This is a genomic window from Lactococcus sp. EKM203L, assembly GCF_011800585.1.
Taxonomy (GTDB): Bacteria; Bacillota; Bacilli; order Lactobacillales; family Streptococcaceae; genus Lactococcus; species Lactococcus lactis.
The window spans coordinates 19,761-36,201 of record NZ_JAALEQ010000012.1 but is presented as its reverse complement, the minus strand read 5'-3'; the positions used below and the strand labels follow the sequence as shown (position 1 = coordinate 36,201).

Annotated in this window: 15 protein-coding genes; 8 read left to right on the top strand and 7 right to left on the bottom strand. The window is 34.7% G+C overall.

Annotated elements, in window-relative coordinates; translation table 11 throughout:
• Positions 1-178: 178 nt before the first annotated feature.
• Both HFD15_RS12630 and HFD15_RS12625 read right to left on the bottom strand, forming a co-directional pair.
• Entirely contained in the window at positions 179-1,102 is a 924-nt protein-coding gene (locus HFD15_RS12630) for a LacI family DNA-binding transcriptional regulator (RefSeq protein WP_039116477.1), read from the bottom strand.
• Positions 1,102-1,911 carry a Cof-type HAD-IIB family hydrolase gene (locus tag HFD15_RS12625; RefSeq protein ID WP_025017133.1) on the bottom strand — a complete coding sequence of 270 codons (810 nt, stop codon included), beginning with the start codon at positions 1,909-1,911 and terminating at the stop codon, positions 1,102-1,104. The genes HFD15_RS12630 and HFD15_RS12625 overlap by 1 nt, the downstream gene beginning before the upstream one ends.
• A gap of 237 nt (positions 1,912-2,148) precedes the next feature.
• Between HFD15_RS12625 and polA the strand changes: the two genes are divergently transcribed.
• Both polA and HFD15_RS12615 read left to right on the top strand, forming a co-directional pair.
• On the top strand, positions 2,149-4,782 hold the full coding sequence (gene polA, locus HFD15_RS12620) for a DNA polymerase I (protein ID WP_039116474.1): 2,634 nt from the start codon (positions 2,149-2,151) through the stop codon (positions 4,780-4,782).
• A gap of 346 nt (positions 4,783-5,128) precedes the next feature.
• Entirely contained in the window at positions 5,129-5,881 is a 753-nt protein-coding gene (locus HFD15_RS12615) for a tRNA1(Val) (adenine(37)-N6)-methyltransferase (protein ID WP_058208877.1), read from the top strand.
• A gap of 40 nt (positions 5,882-5,921) precedes the next feature.
• Here the strand turns inward: HFD15_RS12615 and HFD15_RS12610 are convergent, their stop codons facing one another.
• From HFD15_RS12610 to HFD15_RS12590, 5 genes are all read right to left on the bottom strand, one after another.
• Positions 5,922-6,926, bottom strand: a complete 1,005-nt coding sequence (locus HFD15_RS12610; protein ID WP_012898633.1) for a hypothetical protein — start codon at positions 6,924-6,926, stop codon at positions 5,922-5,924.
• A gap of 141 nt (positions 6,927-7,067) precedes the next feature.
• Positions 7,068-7,292: a YkuJ family protein gene (locus HFD15_RS12605; protein ID WP_003130579.1), complete on the bottom strand. Its 225-nt coding sequence runs from the start codon at positions 7,290-7,292 to the stop codon at positions 7,068-7,070.
• A gap of 107 nt (positions 7,293-7,399) precedes the next feature.
• Positions 7,400-8,740 carry a glycosyltransferase family 4 protein gene (locus HFD15_RS12600; protein ID WP_012898632.1) on the bottom strand — a complete coding sequence of 447 codons (1,341 nt, stop codon included), beginning with the start codon at positions 8,738-8,740 and terminating at the stop codon, positions 7,400-7,402.
• Positions 8,741-8,865: 125 nt separating this feature from the next.
• Entirely contained in the window at positions 8,866-9,864 is a 999-nt protein-coding gene (locus HFD15_RS12595; protein WP_023189027.1) for a glycosyltransferase family 4 protein, read from the bottom strand.
• A 125-nt stretch (positions 9,865-9,989) separates the two neighbouring features.
• Positions 9,990-11,216 (bottom strand): S1C family serine protease, encoded by a 1,227-nt coding sequence (locus HFD15_RS12590; RefSeq protein WP_167593668.1) that lies wholly within the window; start codon positions 11,214-11,216, stop codon positions 9,990-9,992.
• 375 nt (positions 11,217-11,591) lie between these two features.
• On the opposite strand from HFD15_RS12590, the gene rlmH reads away from it, so the two are divergent.
• The 6 genes from rlmH (at position 11,592) to rseP (ending at position 16,431) form a co-directional block, all read left to right on the top strand.
• The gene (gene rlmH, locus HFD15_RS12585) at positions 11,592-12,071 is read left to right on the top strand and encodes a 23S rRNA (pseudouridine(1915)-N(3))-methyltransferase RlmH (protein ID WP_003130585.1); all 480 of its coding nucleotides are present in this window, start codon (positions 11,592-11,594) and stop codon (positions 12,069-12,071) included.
• Positions 12,072-12,089: 18 nt separating this feature from the next.
• Positions 12,090-12,788 carry a DNA alkylation repair protein gene (locus HFD15_RS12580; protein ID WP_039116470.1) on the top strand — a complete coding sequence of 233 codons (699 nt, stop codon included), beginning with the start codon at positions 12,090-12,092 and terminating at the stop codon, positions 12,786-12,788.
• 94 nt (positions 12,789-12,882) lie between these two features.
• Positions 12,883-13,215, top strand: a complete 333-nt coding sequence (gene yajC, locus HFD15_RS12575; RefSeq protein ID WP_003130588.1) for a preprotein translocase subunit YajC — start codon at positions 12,883-12,885, stop codon at positions 13,213-13,215.
• A gap of 373 nt (positions 13,216-13,588) precedes the next feature.
• Positions 13,589-14,323 (top strand): isoprenyl transferase, encoded by a 735-nt coding sequence (locus HFD15_RS12570; protein ID WP_003130589.1) that lies wholly within the window; start codon positions 13,589-13,591, stop codon positions 14,321-14,323.
• Positions 14,323-15,126, top strand: a complete 804-nt coding sequence (locus tag HFD15_RS12565) for a phosphatidate cytidylyltransferase (protein ID WP_003130590.1) — start codon at positions 14,323-14,325, stop codon at positions 15,124-15,126. Before HFD15_RS12570 ends, HFD15_RS12565 begins: the two co-directional genes overlap by 1 nt.
• 18 nt (positions 15,127-15,144) lie before the next feature.
• Positions 15,145-16,431: an RIP metalloprotease RseP gene (gene rseP, locus HFD15_RS12560; protein WP_033900700.1), complete on the top strand. Its 1,287-nt coding sequence runs from the start codon at positions 15,145-15,147 to the stop codon at positions 16,429-16,431.
• Positions 16,432-16,441 lie beyond the last annotated feature (10 nt).

Genomic DNA, 16,441 nt, shown 5'->3' with positions numbered 1-16,441 from the left:
TCGAACACAGAAGTTAAGTCCATCTACGGCGGAAGTACTTGGGGGTTGCCCCCTGGGAGATAGGCGAGTGGCCAAGTGAACTGGAGGAGCTATGGCTCCTCTTTTTTTATCTCGCTAACGAGATTCAAGAGATAGAATGTATGAATAAATAAAAAAGACCTCTCGGGCCTTTTTTTATTTAACGATTTAGAATAAACTCTGATTTAATTGCTAGTTGCTGAATTTCTTTGGAAATAGCCAATTCAAATGCGCAACGTCCTACTTGTTGAAAGTGATTATTTACGGTTGGAATATTGAGAACCTGACCAGATATTAATGATTCTTGGCCAATAATAACAGGTTTAGGTATTTTTTGTTGTTCAAACCAACGCCAAACATTAGCAGCAATATCATCAGAATTTGCAAATATTGCATCAAATTGTGTAAGTTGGGGCCCCAATTTGTAACCGTCTGCTGAAGATACTGCACCCGTTTTTATTTGTTCATCTCTTACTTTTTCTTCGTATATTTCTTTATAGGTTTGGAGAGTAACAGATGTAGTTGGACTTTTATAACGTGCAAAGAGAAACCCAATATTATTACAATTTTGTTCTTGAAGCCATTCTAGAGCGTTTCGATATCCAATTTTTCTTTCTGCATAACTGGCGGCTATTTTTTTACTTTTAGGTTTATGGCATAAAATAATTGGGCCATATTTTTGGTATTTATGAACGGTTTGTTCAGAAACTTCTCTTGAGGTAAAAATTAATGCTTCAAATGCTTTTTTTCGGAGTTGTTCTAAGTATTGAATTTCTAGATTTTGGTCATAATTTGAAGGGAGGATGACGATTTTATAACCGGTTTCAAAACTTTTATCCAGAATTCCTTCTAATATTTGCCCAAAAAACGGATGCTTGACGTAGGGGAGGACAACTCCGATATTTTTTGTTGTACCAGCCGATAAATCCTGTGCGATTGCATTGGGAGTATAGTCAAGTTCTTTAGCTAAGTCCAAAATAATTTTACGTGCTTCTTTTGAAACATAGCCATTCCCAGAAAGGGCACGAGAGATGGTAGCTTTTGAATAGCCGCTAAGTTTCGATAAATCGGATAAAGAGGTCATTATATCACCTGTTCGTTAATGGTATTAATAGCTGATATTGCTTCAGCGACACCATGGTCAGTATTTTTTGCTACAACCATTTTAACATGTTTTTTGACCTCGGAGTTAGCATTATCTACGGCAATAGAGAGTCCAGCTGATTGGAGAAGTGGAATATCATTATGACCATCACCAATAGCGGCAATTTCCTGAAAGTCTAAATTTTTATTATCAAGTATTGATTGTACAGCGTCGGCTTTTGTTTTATTATCAGATGTAATTTCTAAATACCATTGTCCGCTTTGTTGAACTGAAATATTGGGGATGTTTAGATTATTTAGTTGAGCTTGAAGTTGTAAGAGTTCTTGAGAATCAAAGACAATCATCATTATTTTATATATTTCTGATTGACCATCAAAGGCTTTGATTTTAGGTTCTATACCTGTTATTGCTTTTTGGATAAAGGTTCCTTTGTCTTGTTTGTTAATGTACCAGTGAGCAAGACTATACCAATTTAAGCTGACATTGGGAAATTCTGTTGAGATGTAATTTAATAGTTGTGAGACGGTTTCTGAAGCTAGGGGATTTTTATCAATAATTTGTAGTCCAAATTGATTTTGGGTGAAGGTTAGGTTCCCGTTAAAGGCGATTTGAGGGGTTGTGAGTTGTAATTTTTCTACAATATTGCTCATTTCTAAGGGACTGCGGGCTGAAACTAATGTGATTGGAAGGTCACTGTAATAAATAGACCAGTGGTTCGTGTCTGATACACTTCCGTGTGAGTCAAGTAATGTTCCATCCATATCTGTAAAAATGTGTTTAATTTTCATGTGATTAAGCTCCTTTGTTTGATTAAGTCTATTTTAAATTATGGAACGCGTTCCATGTCAAGGATTATTGATTATTTTTTTTAAAATAATTGAATGACCATGCTTAAAGTTGAGCAGTTCCAAAAGAAGTGGTGAAAATGTTATAATTTAGTAAAGCTCGTTTTTATGTGTTTTAAGATAATATTTACTTAGATGAATGGATAAAAGTATAGAAATATGGAAGAGATAGGAAATAAAATGGAGAACAAGGACAGACTTTTACTAATTGATGGGTCATCGGTTGCCTTTCGGGCCTTTTTTGCGCTATATAATCAGATAGATCGCTTTAAAGCGCCAAATGGGTTACATACTAATGCTATTTTTGCATTTCATACAATGCTTTCTTCATTGATGGAACGGATTGAGCCCACACATGTTTTGATTGCATTTGATGCAGGAAAAACAACTTTTCGTACGGAAATGTTTGCTGACTATAAAGGTGGACGTTCAAAAACACCAGATGAATTTCGTGAGCAATTACCTTTTATCAAGGAAATGATTGAGAAATTGGGAATTCGTCATTATGAGTTAGCTAACTATGAGGCTGATGATATTATTGGGACTTTGGACAAAATGGCGGAAGCCCCAAATGTTAATTTTGATGTTACTATTGTGACGGGTGATAAGGATATGATTCAGCTTGTGGATGGAAATACGCGAGTTGAAATTTCTAAGAAGGGTGTTGCTGAGTTTGAGGAGTTTACACCTGATTATCTTTTAGAAAAAATGGGATTGACTCCAGCCCAATTTATTGATTTAAAAGCATTAATGGGCGATTCTTCTGATAATTACCCTGGCGTGACAAAAGTTGGCGAAAAAACTGGCCTTAAACTTTTACAAGAGTTTGGGTCGCTTGAAAATCTTTATGAAAATGTTGATTCTTTGAAAGCCAGCAAAATGAAAGAAAATCTAATTGCTGACAAAGAAATGGCTTTTTTGTCACAACAATTGGCAACGATAAATACGAAAGCTCCAATTGAAATTGGCTTAGATGATACGCTTTTAAAAGGTAAAAAGGTTGATGAACTTAGTCAATTTTATGATGAAATGGGATTTGCTCAATTCAAAAGTAAATTATTGGCTGAGGCTGGTGGAGAAGTTACTGACGAAAAAGTTGTTGACGAAATTGATTTTGAAATAGTTAATGATGGCTCTATCAGTGAAAAGGTAAATGCTGATGATTTCTTCTATTTGGAAACTTTAGGGGAAAATTATCATCGTGAGCAAATTGTGGCTTTTGCCTGGGGAAATGCTGAGAAAATTTATGTTTCTAAAAATATAGATTTACTGACAAAAATGAAGTTCCCTGAAAATACTTATGATTTCAAGAAAAATCGGGTACTTTTAAGTCACTTGGATATCGAATTACCTTTGGTCAAATTTGATGCAATGCTTGCAAAATATCTAATTTCAACAACAGAAGATAATAAAATTTCGACGATTGCAAGACTTTTCAATAGCGGACATTTGGCAACGGATGAAGAAATTTTTGGCAAAGGGACAAAAATTGCTTTACCTGATGATGCGGTTTTATTTGAACATTTAGCTCGTAAAATTAAAGTGCTTGCCTTGGCCAAAGAAAAAATGATGGCTGAATTGCTTGAAAATGAACAAGAGCATCTTTTATCTGATATGGAATTACCATTAGCAGAAGTTTTAGCAAAAATGGAAATTACAGGGATTGCTGTCAGCCAAAATACACTGGAAGAAATTGGTGCGGAAAATGAAGAAAAATTGGCTTCTTTGACGCGTGAAATTTACGACTTGGCTGGTGAAGAATTTAATATTAATTCACCAAAACAGTTGGGTGTGATTTTATTTGAAAAATTACAGCTACCGGTTGGAAAGAAAACAAAAACAGGCTATTCAACGGCAGTGGATGTTTTAGAAGACTTAGCTGCTTTATCTCCCGTTGTAGCAAAAATTTTGGAATATCGTCAAATCAATAAAGTACAATCAACTTACGTGAAAGGTCTGATTCCTCAAATTGCAGATGATGGAAAAATTCATACACGTTATGTTCAAGATTTGACTCAAACTGGACGTTTGAGTTCAGTTGACCCGAATTTACAAAACATTCCTGTTCGACTTGAGGAAGGACGAAAAATTCGTAAAGCATTTGTCCCAAGCAAGGATTCGCTTTTATTGAGTTCTGACTATTCACAAATTGAATTGCGGGTTTTGGCACATATTTCCGGGGATGAACATTTGATTGATGCCTTTAAACATGGAGCTGATATCCATACTTCAACGGCTATGCGTGTTTTCGGCATTGAAAAAGCAGAAGATGTGACTGCTAATGATCGTAGAAATGCTAAAGCAGTCAATTTTGGAGTAGTCTATGGAATTTCCGATTTTGGTTTAGCAAGAAATCTTGGAATTACAAGAAAAGATGCTAAAAATTACATTGAAACTTATTTTGAACGTTATCCTGGGATTAAAACCTATATGGAAAATATTGTTCGCGAGGCACGAGACAAAGGTTTTGTTGAAACAATGAGTCACCGTCGTCGTAAGATTCCAGATATTAATGCTCGTAATTTTAATGTTCGTGGTTTTGCAGAACGGACGGCTATTAATTCACCAATTCAAGGTTCGGCAGCTGATATCTTGAAAATTGCGATGATTAATTTGGATAAAGCTTTGAGTGCTCGTGATTTTAAATCAAAATTATTATTGCAAGTACACGATGAAATTATCCTTGATGTTCCTTTAGAGGAATTAGATGAAATTAAGGCCTTGGTAAAACAAACGATGGAAGAAGCGATTGAACTTGCTGTCCCATTAAAAGTGGATGAAAATACTGGTAAGACTTGGTATGAAGCTAAATAATAAAGATTATTGATAGAATTAAACTGCTCACTTCTTCACGTTTATTGACAAAATAAATAAAAACGATAATTAGCTGGGGCTGATTATCGTTTTTTAACGGGTACTGTTAGAAGAAAGGTTAGGGGCTATGTTAAAATACTCATTGCCCGTATCTTCACCCTTTTTCGGATTAGTAGAAAGGCAACCCGCTAAGGCCGATGGGACTTGATTGCCACTAGAACTTGGCAGTTTACTGCCGTAGAGAGTATGGACAATTCAGCTGACGAAGGGAGCGAAATAGTAATTAGACGGAGAGTCAACAGCACGAAATTTTGTTTCGCCTTACTGGCTGTGTTATAATAAAATTATGGAAAATATCGAATTGAACATGGATGAGAGAATTGATGAAATCGCCAGCAGTGGGGTAAAAATTATTCAAAGCCGAGAGGTTTTTTCTTTTAGCATTGATGCGATTTTGTTAGCTCGTTTTCCGCGCTTACCAAAACGGGGTAAAATTGTAGATTTATGTGCGGGAAATGGTGCTGTCGGACTTTTTGCGAGTTCTAAAACAAATGCTCAAATTATTGAATTAGAGATTCAAGAACGTTTGGCTGATATGGCAACTCGTTCAATTGAACTCAATGGACTTACTGACAGAATGTCTGTCATTAATGATAATCTTAATCGGGCGCTTGACCATCTTCATACTTCAAGTGCAGATTTGATTTTTTGTAATCCACCTTATTTTAAAGTGGATTCAGATGAAAGTCATTTAAATGAAAGTAAGCATTATACTTTGGCCCGTCATGAATTGACGACAAATCTGGATGAAATTTTTTCTGTCAGTAAAAAATTACTCAAAACAAACGGACATATTGCCATGGTTCATAGACCAGAGCGTTTTTTAGAAATTGTAGACAAAATGCGTGCTAATAATTTGCAACCTAAATGGATTCAATTTGTTTATCCTAAGGCAAATCAACCAGCAAATATTTTATTGATTGATGCGATTAAAGACGGCAAAGAAGGGGGCGAAATTTTCTTACCGCCTTTGATTGTTCATAATGATGACGGAACTTACACTGATGAAATTGGTGAAATTTATTATGGAAAACATTAAAAAAAGTTACTGACAGAAATTTCTGTCAGTAACTTTTTTATTAAATCGCACTTGCTTGCGCCATTAATTTTTCAATGGCTGCATTTTGCACTTCTTCGAGTGTATTAGTGTCTGTAGCAGCAGGCTCTTTAAGTGTTTCTTTTAGTTTGCTACGCGTTGAGGCTAAAGAAATATCAAGGTCAGCACTTGTTTTTTCTTTTGTATTAGAAATACTACCAGTCAGTTTTCCAGTCATTTCATGAGATTTTTTATCTACAGTTAATTTAACAGAAAGTTTGCTGATATCAATATTTTTACTTTCTTTGATTAATCGCTCTGTTTGTTCTTTAGGAATAGAATAAGTAGCACTCAAATTATTGATTAAATCATTGAGGTCAATATCTTTACCAGAAAATTCCACAGTCACTTTATTTCCAGATTTGGTGAAATCAGAATTCGGAATCTCTTTATATTGTTTCTCTAAATCAGCTTCACTCATTTTTGAATTTGATTCAAAAAGTTGCTTAAGCGTTGATTCCCAGTTATCTTTAGAAGATTGAACATTTGAATCAAGCGTTTGCGAATCAATCAGTAAATATGATTTATTGAGACTATCAATCATAGCTCCGTAAATTGTAGCCGTATCCTCGGCAGAACTTGGAATTAAATCTTTATTGTTATCATAAAGTGATTTAATGTCTGAACTACTAATATAAAGCCCTTTTTGTGACATCATAAATCCTAAATCATAATCTTTTTTAGCGACTGTCAATTTTCCATCAAGAACTGCAAGTTGGTTAGTCTTATCAAGTCCAATATTAAAATCGAGTCCAGCACCCTTGTTAAAAATCTTGTTGAATTCAGAATTATCTCCACCACCATGAATTTTGAATTCATTAACATCAACTTTTACTTTTTGAGCATTATAGTCTTTAGAATTATTCAAGGCAACTGTATCTGAAATAAAGGCCTTTTTGGCCTCATCAGAGTTTTTAGTTGAGCAAGCAGAAAGGGAAAAAACTGCAAGTGCAGCAAGTCCCAAGGACATCCAAATTTTCTTTTTCATAAACATCTCCAATTGTATTTTATTGATATTCTACTATAAAAAATGTAAAAGTTCAACAACATTTAAGAAATGTTAGAATTAGGATAAAAAAATACTGATGAAAGCTCTTAGGTTTATCCTAATCTTTTCATCAGTAACTTTTTAATAAATCATATCATAAATTTCAATGGCAACAAGGTCGATATCATCGAACAATGAAGCATCTTTTTGTTTAGGATAACGCAAAGCAAAAGCTTCATCTTCTGGACTGTAACTTACAGTAAGCATTACTTCGCCTTCACGTTCAAAATTATAAGTTTCTTTTGGGTCACCACCTTCAACCAAACGGTTTAAGCGATTCATAATTGCTAACAAATGTGATTTCATTTCTTAAAAATTCCTTTCGGTGTTCTGCAAAGCAAAACTCTGTTTTTATAAAATTGTTTTTTACTTCCAATTGTTTTTCAAAGGGACAGTTCTTAGGATTGACCCCATTAGTCCTGTTCTTTGTCCTTATCTATTTTAACATAACTTTGTAGATTTTTGGCAAGTTTACTGGCTTTTCTGGCAAAATATTTTGCTCGAATTTGTTCTCTTTTAAGTGAACGTTTAACAGTAACTGGCATTTGACGAATGGTATCTTCCATTTTCATTGGAAAACGTTCCGCCTCAATAGACTTAAGGTTATTGTATTCAATAATGGTGTCAATATAGAAGAGATAAACTTTTTTAGCAAAATTTTCCGCTGAAATTTCATAAAGTTTCTTTTCAAATTTATCTTTATCAATGGGATGTAAATCACGAATTGCCTTTTTGGTAACTTCAGCTAAATCATCATCACCAATGAAGAGTTGTCCGAATTCATCGTCATTAATTAATTCAGACAAATAAGGATTTTTAGCAGCTAGGACTCTTGTCCCTGCTGCCATTGCTTCAAGATAAGTCAAGCCTTGGGTTTCTGAAGTAGAAGCAGAAATGAAGAAGTCAGCAGCTTTATAATAATAGGCTGTTTTCTCATTTTCAACTGGGCCTGTGAAGACAACTTTATCAGTAAGTTCAAGTTCTTTAACTAATTCTTTTAGATTTTCGGCATATGGACCATGACCAACGATTACAAGTTTCACGGGAAACTCTTCTAAAATATCTGGTAATGCATGAATCACTGCTTGGATATTTTTTTCAGCCGCAATCCGTGAGAGACTGAGCAACATGATTTCATTTTCTGCAAGACCAAGCTCGACTCTTAATTTTGCTGTTTCTTCAGGTTTAATGTCATCACGTTTAAAACGGTCAATTTCAATTCCTGTTGGAATGACACGTTTAGGAAGAGTGACACCGTAACTATTGACAGTTTCCAAAACCATTTCGCTTGGACAAATAATCGCTTCAGTTCCACGCAGGAAATTACGAATAATGTATTTAACCATACTTGGACGGATTAAGCGTCCTTTGGCGATGTAGTAAACATAATCTTCATACTTAGTATGTAAGGTATGAATGACAGGGATGCGTAATTGAGCAGCAACCATTTTACCTAAAATTCCCATTCCAAATTCAGTTTGCGTATGGATGATATCTAAATCATATTCTTTAGCAATTAAATAAGCAGCAAAAACACCTTTGAGGACAATTTTACGTTCTGCTAAGCTCACAAAAGGAATGGATTGCAGCCGAATAATATTTCGTTCGTGGTCCACATCAGCATTTGGATCTGTTGTTGTAAAAATGAAAACCTCATGCCCTAATTTTTCAAGCTCTAGGGCCAAAGTGCGAATACTTGTTGCTACTCCACTGATTTGTGGAAAGTAACTATCTGTAAAAAGTCCAACTCTCATAAATAAATTCCCGTTTATATTTCTGTAAATTTTTTATTTTTTTACTGACAAGAATTTTAGTAAGAAAATTTTACTGACAGCTTGGTCAGCAACTACTTTTTCTTTCTGTCAGTAATTTTTAAAAATTAAAGTTCTAAAGTTTGCTGATAAGCATCAGCTAATTGTTGGGCAACTTTTTCAATTGTCCGACTTTCAGCTACTTGATAAGCCTCTTTTGTCTTGTCAACCTTTCCATCTAAAACATCCTGAAGTTGATTGACAAAACCTTCAACATCTGTTGCCATACTTACACAAGTTGAATCAAGCCAGCCATGATAAACTGGGATGTCTCGAACGACAGTTTTTTGGTGACTAGCAAGTGCTTCAAGAACAACGATTCCTTCAGTTTCTTCTCGAGAAGGGAAAAAGAAGGCATCTGCAGAAGACATGGCTCCTTCAAAAATATCTCCCTTGATATAACCTGGGAAAAGAACATTTTTCGGATGATTTTTCTTAACAATTCGACGAATCCAACCAGGAATAGTCCAAAGATTTTGATAACCAAACCAAATGAAAGTCACATCGGGCATTCTTTCAGCCACTTTAATAAAATCATCTATCCCTTTACGTTTAAAATAAAGGGCAGCTGTCACGACAACTTTTTGGTCAGATTTTAGTGAAAAATATTCACGGAAGGCTTGCTCTTTGGCTTCACTTCGAGAATATTTAGTCAAATCAATTCCGTTTGAAATAGGTAAGATTGGACATTTAATTCCGTAAGAACGGAGCAAACTAGCAGAATAATCAGTTGGTGTAATGACTAAATCAGCAGCACGATAAAAGTGCATTAAATATTGTTTAAAGAAAGGAGCAGCAATATTTGAGCCAATAAAGGAATTTTGAAAATCTTCTTTGGTCGAATGACCATGGAAGATTATTTTTTTTCCAGCTTTTTTTGCTTTCTTTAACATTTTCCAACTGCTAAAGCCATAAGTATTTAAATGGAGGATATCATAATCATCCTCAGGATTTTTTGTCCAGTCAATGCCCATTAAATCAAGGGCGCGTTGTTGATGTTTCATTGCACGACCAATTCCTGAATGACTCAAAAATTGTTCGGCTTCTAAGTAAAGTAAAATTTTCATGCTTAACTTTATTTTACCATAAATCAATAAAAGAAAAATGGAAATTTATTATTTTTAAAAATTTCAGACTTTAGTATGAAAAAAGCCTTCTATTTACAGAAGACTTTCATTAAATTATTAAGTTATTAATTAGAAGAAGATGAACTGCTTGTTTCTAAGTCACTGGTTGATTTAGAAAGTTTAACATCTGCTGTATTTGATTTACCATCACGATAATAAGTAACTTTTACTGTATCATTGATATTGTGTGAGTAAAGAGCACTTTGCAAGTCTGTTGAAGAAGTTACTGCTGTATTGCCAACCTTTGTAATTACATCTCCAGCTTTCAAACCAGCTGAGGCAGCAGGAAGTCCAGATTGGACGGAGTAAACAACAACCCCACCTGTTACACTGCTTGGTAATTTCAATTGAGAACTGTCATTTGTTGATAATTGTGAAAGGTCAACCATTCGGATACCTAAAGCAGGGCGTGAAATCTTACCATCAGCTTCAAGTTTATTAATGATATTTACGACATCATTAGAAGGAATCGCAAATCCTAAACCTTCGACAGAAGTAGAACCGTCTTCAGTTGTTGTAATTTTACTTTGAGTAATTCCAATAACTTGTCCTTCAATATTAATCAAAGCCCCTCCAGAGTTACCAGGGTTAATGGCAGCATCTGTTTGAATTGCATTGATATTAGTTGTTTGACCATTTTCTTGGGTCAAAGTCACTTGACGGCTTGTTGCAGATAAAATTCCCTCAGTTGCGGTGTTAGCAAATTGACTACCTAAAGGTGAGCCAACGGCAATGGCAGGTTCACCAATTGTTAATTTACTAGAATCAGCGAATGTCGCCACATCTTTGACATGTTCAGAACTGATTTTAAGAACAGCAAGGTCTGTGTATTCATCATAACCAACCACAGAAGCTTTGACTTTTTGTCCACCAGAAAGCAGAACATCAAGTGAGCTATTACCAGCAATAACGTGGTAGTTAGTTACAACGTAGGCATCACCACCAGATTTTTTGTAGATGACACCAGAGCCTTCACTAGAAAGCTGTAAGCCATCAGTCGATGAACTTGAACCGCTATTTCCACCAAAAATTGAACTGAAGTCACTACTTTGTGAGTTATCTTTTTGATAATTCATAACAGAAACGACAGAATTTGAAACTTTTTTAATTGCAGAGGTAACATCGGTATTGACATTTACCGAAACGTTACTAACCTTTGTACTAGTTGTATTTGAACGACTATTATTTGCCGATTGATTTGTAGTGCTTTGATAGATTGCACTTCCTCCAAGTGCGATGGCTCCGCCCACGACACCTGTTAATAGCAATTTTCCTATATTAGCTTTTGCCATAAATAATTCCTTTCAATTATTACTCTTTGTAGCATTTCTATGATGTAATTATATCTACTCTCACTTAATAATACCTTAATAGTAACAAAAATCAAACTAATATAGTTTCTCCACATTTTTGTGGATAATCTAAAAATTAATGAGGATAAGTGGATATTTTAATAAAGTTTTCCACAGAAAAGTGGAAAAAAGTAAAAAAATGTTGATAAATCATGTTTTCATCTTGTTTTCAATGGGGGAAAAGGGTAAAATTATAAAATAAATTTAAGAATTTATAAATGTTTTTATTCTTGAAAGTGTAAAAGTAATCAAAAAACTGGGGAAAAGTTGTTAATTTTTAAGTAATAAAGTTTTAATTTAGAGAGAAAAATAAAAATGAAGATTAAATTAGTAGTTGTTGGAAAACTTAAAGAAAAGTATTTAAAAGATGGAATTGCTGAATATGTTAAACGAATGGGAACGATGCTGCCACTTGAAATTATTGAGCTAGCAGATGAAAAAATTCCAGATAATGCTTCCGAAAAAGAAGCAGAGGCATTGAAAAAACGTGAAGGTGAGAAAATTTTATCACGGATTCAAGCAGGAGATCAGTTAGCTATTTTAGCCATTCAAGGAAAATTAATGTCATCAGAGGAAGTGGCTGATTTTGTGAAGAAAGCTGAAGTTTACGGAACAGGAAATCTTGTTTTTGTAATTGGAGGTTCTTTAGGACTTTCAAAGGAAGTCTATCAACGAAGTGATTTGCAAATTTCTTTTGGGCGGATGACACTTCCTCATCAACTGATGCGTCTGGTTTTAGTAGAACAAATTTATCGGGCACAAATGATTAATCGAGGTTCGGCTTATCATAAGTAAAAATTTGAAAGGAATGAAATGATTAATATTATAGAAGAGTTTCGCCAACATAAGAATGAAGAAAATGCTGAAAAACAAGCAGCATATTTGCGTCACCAGTTTGAATTTATTGGTTTAAAAACGCCAGAAAGACGTCTTTTGGCAAAAGATTTTCTAAAGGAAAAAAAGGCAGATAAGCAAATTGATTGGGAGCTTGTTTTTGAATTTTGGAATTTGCCTGAGCGTGAATTTCAATATCTGGCTTTAGATTATCTTCATCAAATGAAGAAATGGTTTATTTTTGATGACATGGAAAAGATAAAAAAATTGACTGTCAGTAAATCATGGTGGGATACGGTTGATGCTTTAGATGAATTAGTTGGTCATCTTTTACTGACAGGTCGTAAACAAGCGACCGAAAATGACTCAACTGCTTATGAACAGGTCAAGACTCTCGTAAAAGAATGTGCTCAAGCCGAAAATTTTTGGCTTCGACGAATCGCAATTGACTGTCAATTAAGCTTTAAAAATCAAACAGATTTAGAATTACTTTCATATAATATTGAAAAAAATCTTTTAGGAAGTTCTTTTGCTGATGAATTTTTTATTACGAAAGCAATAGGTTGGGCTTTGCGAGATTTGGCAAAAACAAATTCTGCTTGGGTCATAAAATTTATTGAAGAACATGAAAATAAAATGGCGAAACTTTCAATTCGAGAAGCAAGTAAACATCTCTAAAGCTTGATTTGACAGAGTTTTCAAACTATGATAGAATAAGAAGAATGTTCGAAAATGAACTTAAATTTGAATAAAACTTATAAAGGAGACAGAAATGTCAGGCTTATCTCTTATTTTTATCGTTGTCGTTATGGGTGGGATGATGTTCTTCATGAACCGTCAACAAAAGAAACAACAATCTAAACGCCAAGAACAATTGGATGCAATGCAACCAGGTTCAGAAATCGTAACAATTGGTGGATTGCACGGAATTCTTTCAAGCATTGATTCAGCAAAAGGAACAATTGAACTTGATTGTGAAGGTGTGATTTTGACTTTCGACCGTGCAGCCGTAAAAACTGTAAAAAGTGGTGTAACACCAGAAACGACTGTTGTTGAAGAAACACCAGCCGAAACAAAAGTGGAAAGCCCAATTGAAGAAAACTAATCTCTTTTCTACATTTAATGAGAAAATAGATTTAATTTATTTTCCTGTCAGTTACTGACAGGATTTTTTTATAAAATATTTTACTGACAGATTTATCTGTCAGTTGATTTTAGCAAATAGAATAACTTATGATTACTGACCAATAAAATTTGAGATACAAATCTATATTAAAATATGGTAAAATGGAAAAGTAATACTGTCTTTTTTGAAAAAAACAGTAGAGAAAGTTTTTGAATAAATTGATAAAGAAAAAAATAAGAAGAAGAGAATTTCTTTCTTAGAGTCTTTGGTGTAAAAAAACTTTAATAACCAAAGAGCATAATGGTGAATTTATGATAAATATTTTTTGCATAAAATTCTCATGTGAGGTACTATGTTTAATAACTTAAAAAATAAAGAGCAAGAAGAATTACTTCCAGAGCATATCGGAATTATCATGGATGGTAATGGACGATGGGCTAAGCAGAAAGGGAAACCACGAATCTTTGGACACAAAGCAGGAATGGATTCGCTAAAAGATGTTGCTGTTCATGGTGCGAGACGTGGCATAAAAGTGATGACCGTTTATGCTTTTTCCACAGAAAATTGGACAAGACCAGTTGATGAAGTGAAATTCATCATGAGTTTACCTATCGATTTTTATAGTAAATATGTTCCAGTTTTAAAAGAAGAAAATATTCAGATTCGGATGATTGGTGAACGCGAAGGTTTGCCAAAAGCAACGTTAGATTCAATTGACCGTGCGGCTCAAGAAACATCTGAAAATGACGGAATGATTTTGAATTTTGCAATGAATTATGGTGGCCGTCGTGATATTATTTTAGCCATTCAAGAGCTTGCTAAAAGTGGTCAGGATTTAAGTTTACTGACAGAAGAAGAGTTGTCAAAACATCTACAAACTGCTGTTTTGCCTGAAAATCTTCGGGATCCAGACTTGATTATCAGAACATCTGGTGAACAAAGAATGTCTAATTTCTTGACTTGGCAGTCAGCTTATAGTGAATTATATTTTGCGCAAACTGCTTGGCCAGATTTCGATGATAAAGAATTGGACAAGGCTATTTCTGCTTTTCAAAAGCGTGACCGCAGATATGGAGGAGTCAAATAATGATGCAACGAATTATCACAGGAGTGGTTGCGGGAGGAATATTTTTAGCCCTCTTGCTTCTTGGAGGAGCTTACTTTCAAATTTTAGTCGCTCTGCTTGTTATTATTGCAATGCAAGAGCTATTTAGAATGTATAAATTACAAGTTTTTTCATTTGAAGGAATTTTAGCGACTTTAGCTGCTTTGTCACTTGCTTTGCCAGTCGGTAAACATTGGTTAGGTCTAAATGCTGACGGGGGAGTGATGCTCTTTACACTCTTTTTATTCATGATGTTAACAGGAATGGTCCTTTCAAATGGGAAATATTCTTTTGTTGATGTTGGTTTTCCTTTTCTTTCGGCTTTCTATGTAGGGATTGGTTTTCAAAATTTACTGACAGCACGTCAAACAAGTGTTTATATTGTCTTTTTAGCTCTATTTATCGTTTGGGCGACAGATATCGGGGCCTATGCTTTTGGCCGCTCGCTTAAAGACCGCTTTCCACAAAAACTTTTGCCATCTGTTTCACCAAATAAAACAGTGGTCGGTTCAGTTGGAGGAATTGTTTCAGCCGTTGTTGTTGCCTTAGTCATGTATTTCTTATTTACTAAGGAATTGCCGCAAATTGGCTTTGTGAAACTTGTTATCTTTACAATTATCTTTTCAGTGGTTGGTCAGATTGGTGACCTTGTGGAATCAAGTATTAAACGTCATTTTGGCGTAAAAGATTCAGGTAAAATTTTACCAGGTCATGGAGGAATTCTTGACCGCTTTGACAATTTAATTTTTGTTTTCCCAATTATGCATCTACTTGGACTATTCTAATTTTAAGGAGGAAGTCGATTGATAGAAACACTGATTACTTTTATTATTATCTTTGGTATTATTGTCGCTATCCATGAATATGGCCATCTTTGGTGGGCAAAACGTTCAGGAATTTTAGTGCGTGAATATGCCGTTGGAATGGGCCCGAAAATTTTTGCTCACCAAGCAAAAGATGGGACACTTTACACGATAAGAATTCTTCCACTCGGTGGCTATGTTCGTTTGGCTGGTTGGGGTGATGACAAGACTGAAATCAAAAAAGGACAAGCTGCAAGTCTTGTTGTCAGTAAATCTGAAGTAGTAAATCCAGAAGCTGAAAATTCTGTCAGTAATATCGTCAGAAGAATTAATCTGTCAGAACATGTTGAATTAGAAGAAGCAATTCCAATGTTGATTACTGAATATGATTTTGAAAAAGAACTTTTCATTGAAGGAGAAGTTTTTGGGGAAATCAAACGTTATTCTGTTGATCATGATGCAACAATCATTGAAGAAGATGGAACAGAAGTTCGGATTGCACCACTCGATGTTCAATATCAATCAGCCGGTGTCTTTCATAAAATGTTGACAAACTTCGGTGGTCCTTTGAATAACTTTATTTTAGGAATAATCGCTTTTATCGTTCTAACCTTTGTTCAAGGAGGCGTTCCTTCAACTACTAATGCTATTGGCCAAGTTGAAAAAGGAACACCCGCTTACAATGCAGGCTTAAAAGCTGGTGATAAAATTGAAGCAGTCAATGGAACTAAAACGGCAGATTGGAACAATGTTGTTACTGAAATTTCAGGTTCTAAAGGAAAAGAATTAAAACTTGAAGTTAGCCGTTCAGGCAAATCGGAAACCTTATCAGTTACACCTAAAAAAATGGACGGAAGTTACCGTGTTGGCATTATGCAATCAATGAAAACAGGTTTCTTTGATAAGATTACAGGTGGCTTTGTTCAAGCAGGCCAATCAGCTACAGCAATCTTTAAAGCTTTAGGAAGTTTGATTGCACGACCGAGTCTTGATAAACTTGGTGGTCCAGTTGCTATTTATCAACTCAGTGGCCAAGCCGCGAGAGCAGGTTTGCCGACGATTATTAATCTTTTAGCTATGCTTTCAATTAATTTAGGGATTGTCAATCTTTTTCCTATTCCAGTACTTGATGGTGGAAAAATTGTCCTAAATATTATTGAAGCAATTCGTGGCAAAGCACTCTCACAAGAAAAGGAATCAATCATCACAATGGTAGGAGTTGTCTTCATGCTTGTGCTCTTTGTAGCAGTAACATGGAATGATATTCTCCGAGCCTTTGTAAATTAATATATCTATT

Coding starts and splice junctions, on each gene's coding strand:
- HFD15_RS12595 (WP_023189027.1), bottom strand. CDS start 9,864: ATGAAAATTTTACTTTACTTAGAAGCCGAACAATTTTTGAGTCATTCA.
- yajC (WP_003130588.1), top strand. CDS start 12,883: ATGTCAGGCTTATCTCTTATTTTTATCGTTGTCGTTATGGGTGGGATG.
- HFD15_RS12580 (WP_039116470.1), top strand. CDS start 12,090: ATGATTAATATTATAGAAGAGTTTCGCCAACATAAGAATGAAGAAAAT.
- HFD15_RS12630 (WP_039116477.1), bottom strand. CDS start 1,102: ATGACCTCTTTATCCGATTTATCGAAACTTAGCGGCTATTCAAAAGCT.
- HFD15_RS12590 (WP_167593668.1), bottom strand. CDS start 11,216: ATGGCAAAAGCTAATATAGGAAAATTGCTATTAACAGGTGTCGTGGGC.
- polA (WP_039116474.1), top strand. CDS start 2,149: ATGGAGAACAAGGACAGACTTTTACTAATTGATGGGTCATCGGTTGCC.
- HFD15_RS12600 (WP_012898632.1), bottom strand. CDS start 8,740: ATGAGAGTTGGACTTTTTACAGATAGTTACTTTCCACAAATCAGTGGA.
- HFD15_RS12605 (WP_003130579.1), bottom strand. CDS start 7,292: ATGAAATCACATTTGTTAGCAATTATGAATCGCTTAAACCGTTTGGTT.
- rlmH (WP_003130585.1), top strand. CDS start 11,592: ATGAAGATTAAATTAGTAGTTGTTGGAAAACTTAAAGAAAAGTATTTA.
- HFD15_RS12615 (WP_058208877.1), top strand. CDS start 5,129: ATGGAAAATATCGAATTGAACATGGATGAGAGAATTGATGAAATCGCC.
- HFD15_RS12570 (WP_003130589.1), top strand. CDS start 13,589: ATGTTTAATAACTTAAAAAATAAAGAGCAAGAAGAATTACTTCCAGAG.
- HFD15_RS12565 (WP_003130590.1), top strand. CDS start 14,323: ATGATGCAACGAATTATCACAGGAGTGGTTGCGGGAGGAATATTTTTA.
- HFD15_RS12610 (WP_012898633.1), bottom strand. CDS start 6,926: ATGAAAAAGAAAATTTGGATGTCCTTGGGACTTGCTGCACTTGCAGTT.
- HFD15_RS12625 (WP_025017133.1), bottom strand. CDS start 1,911: ATGAAAATTAAACACATTTTTACAGATATGGATGGAACATTACTTGAC.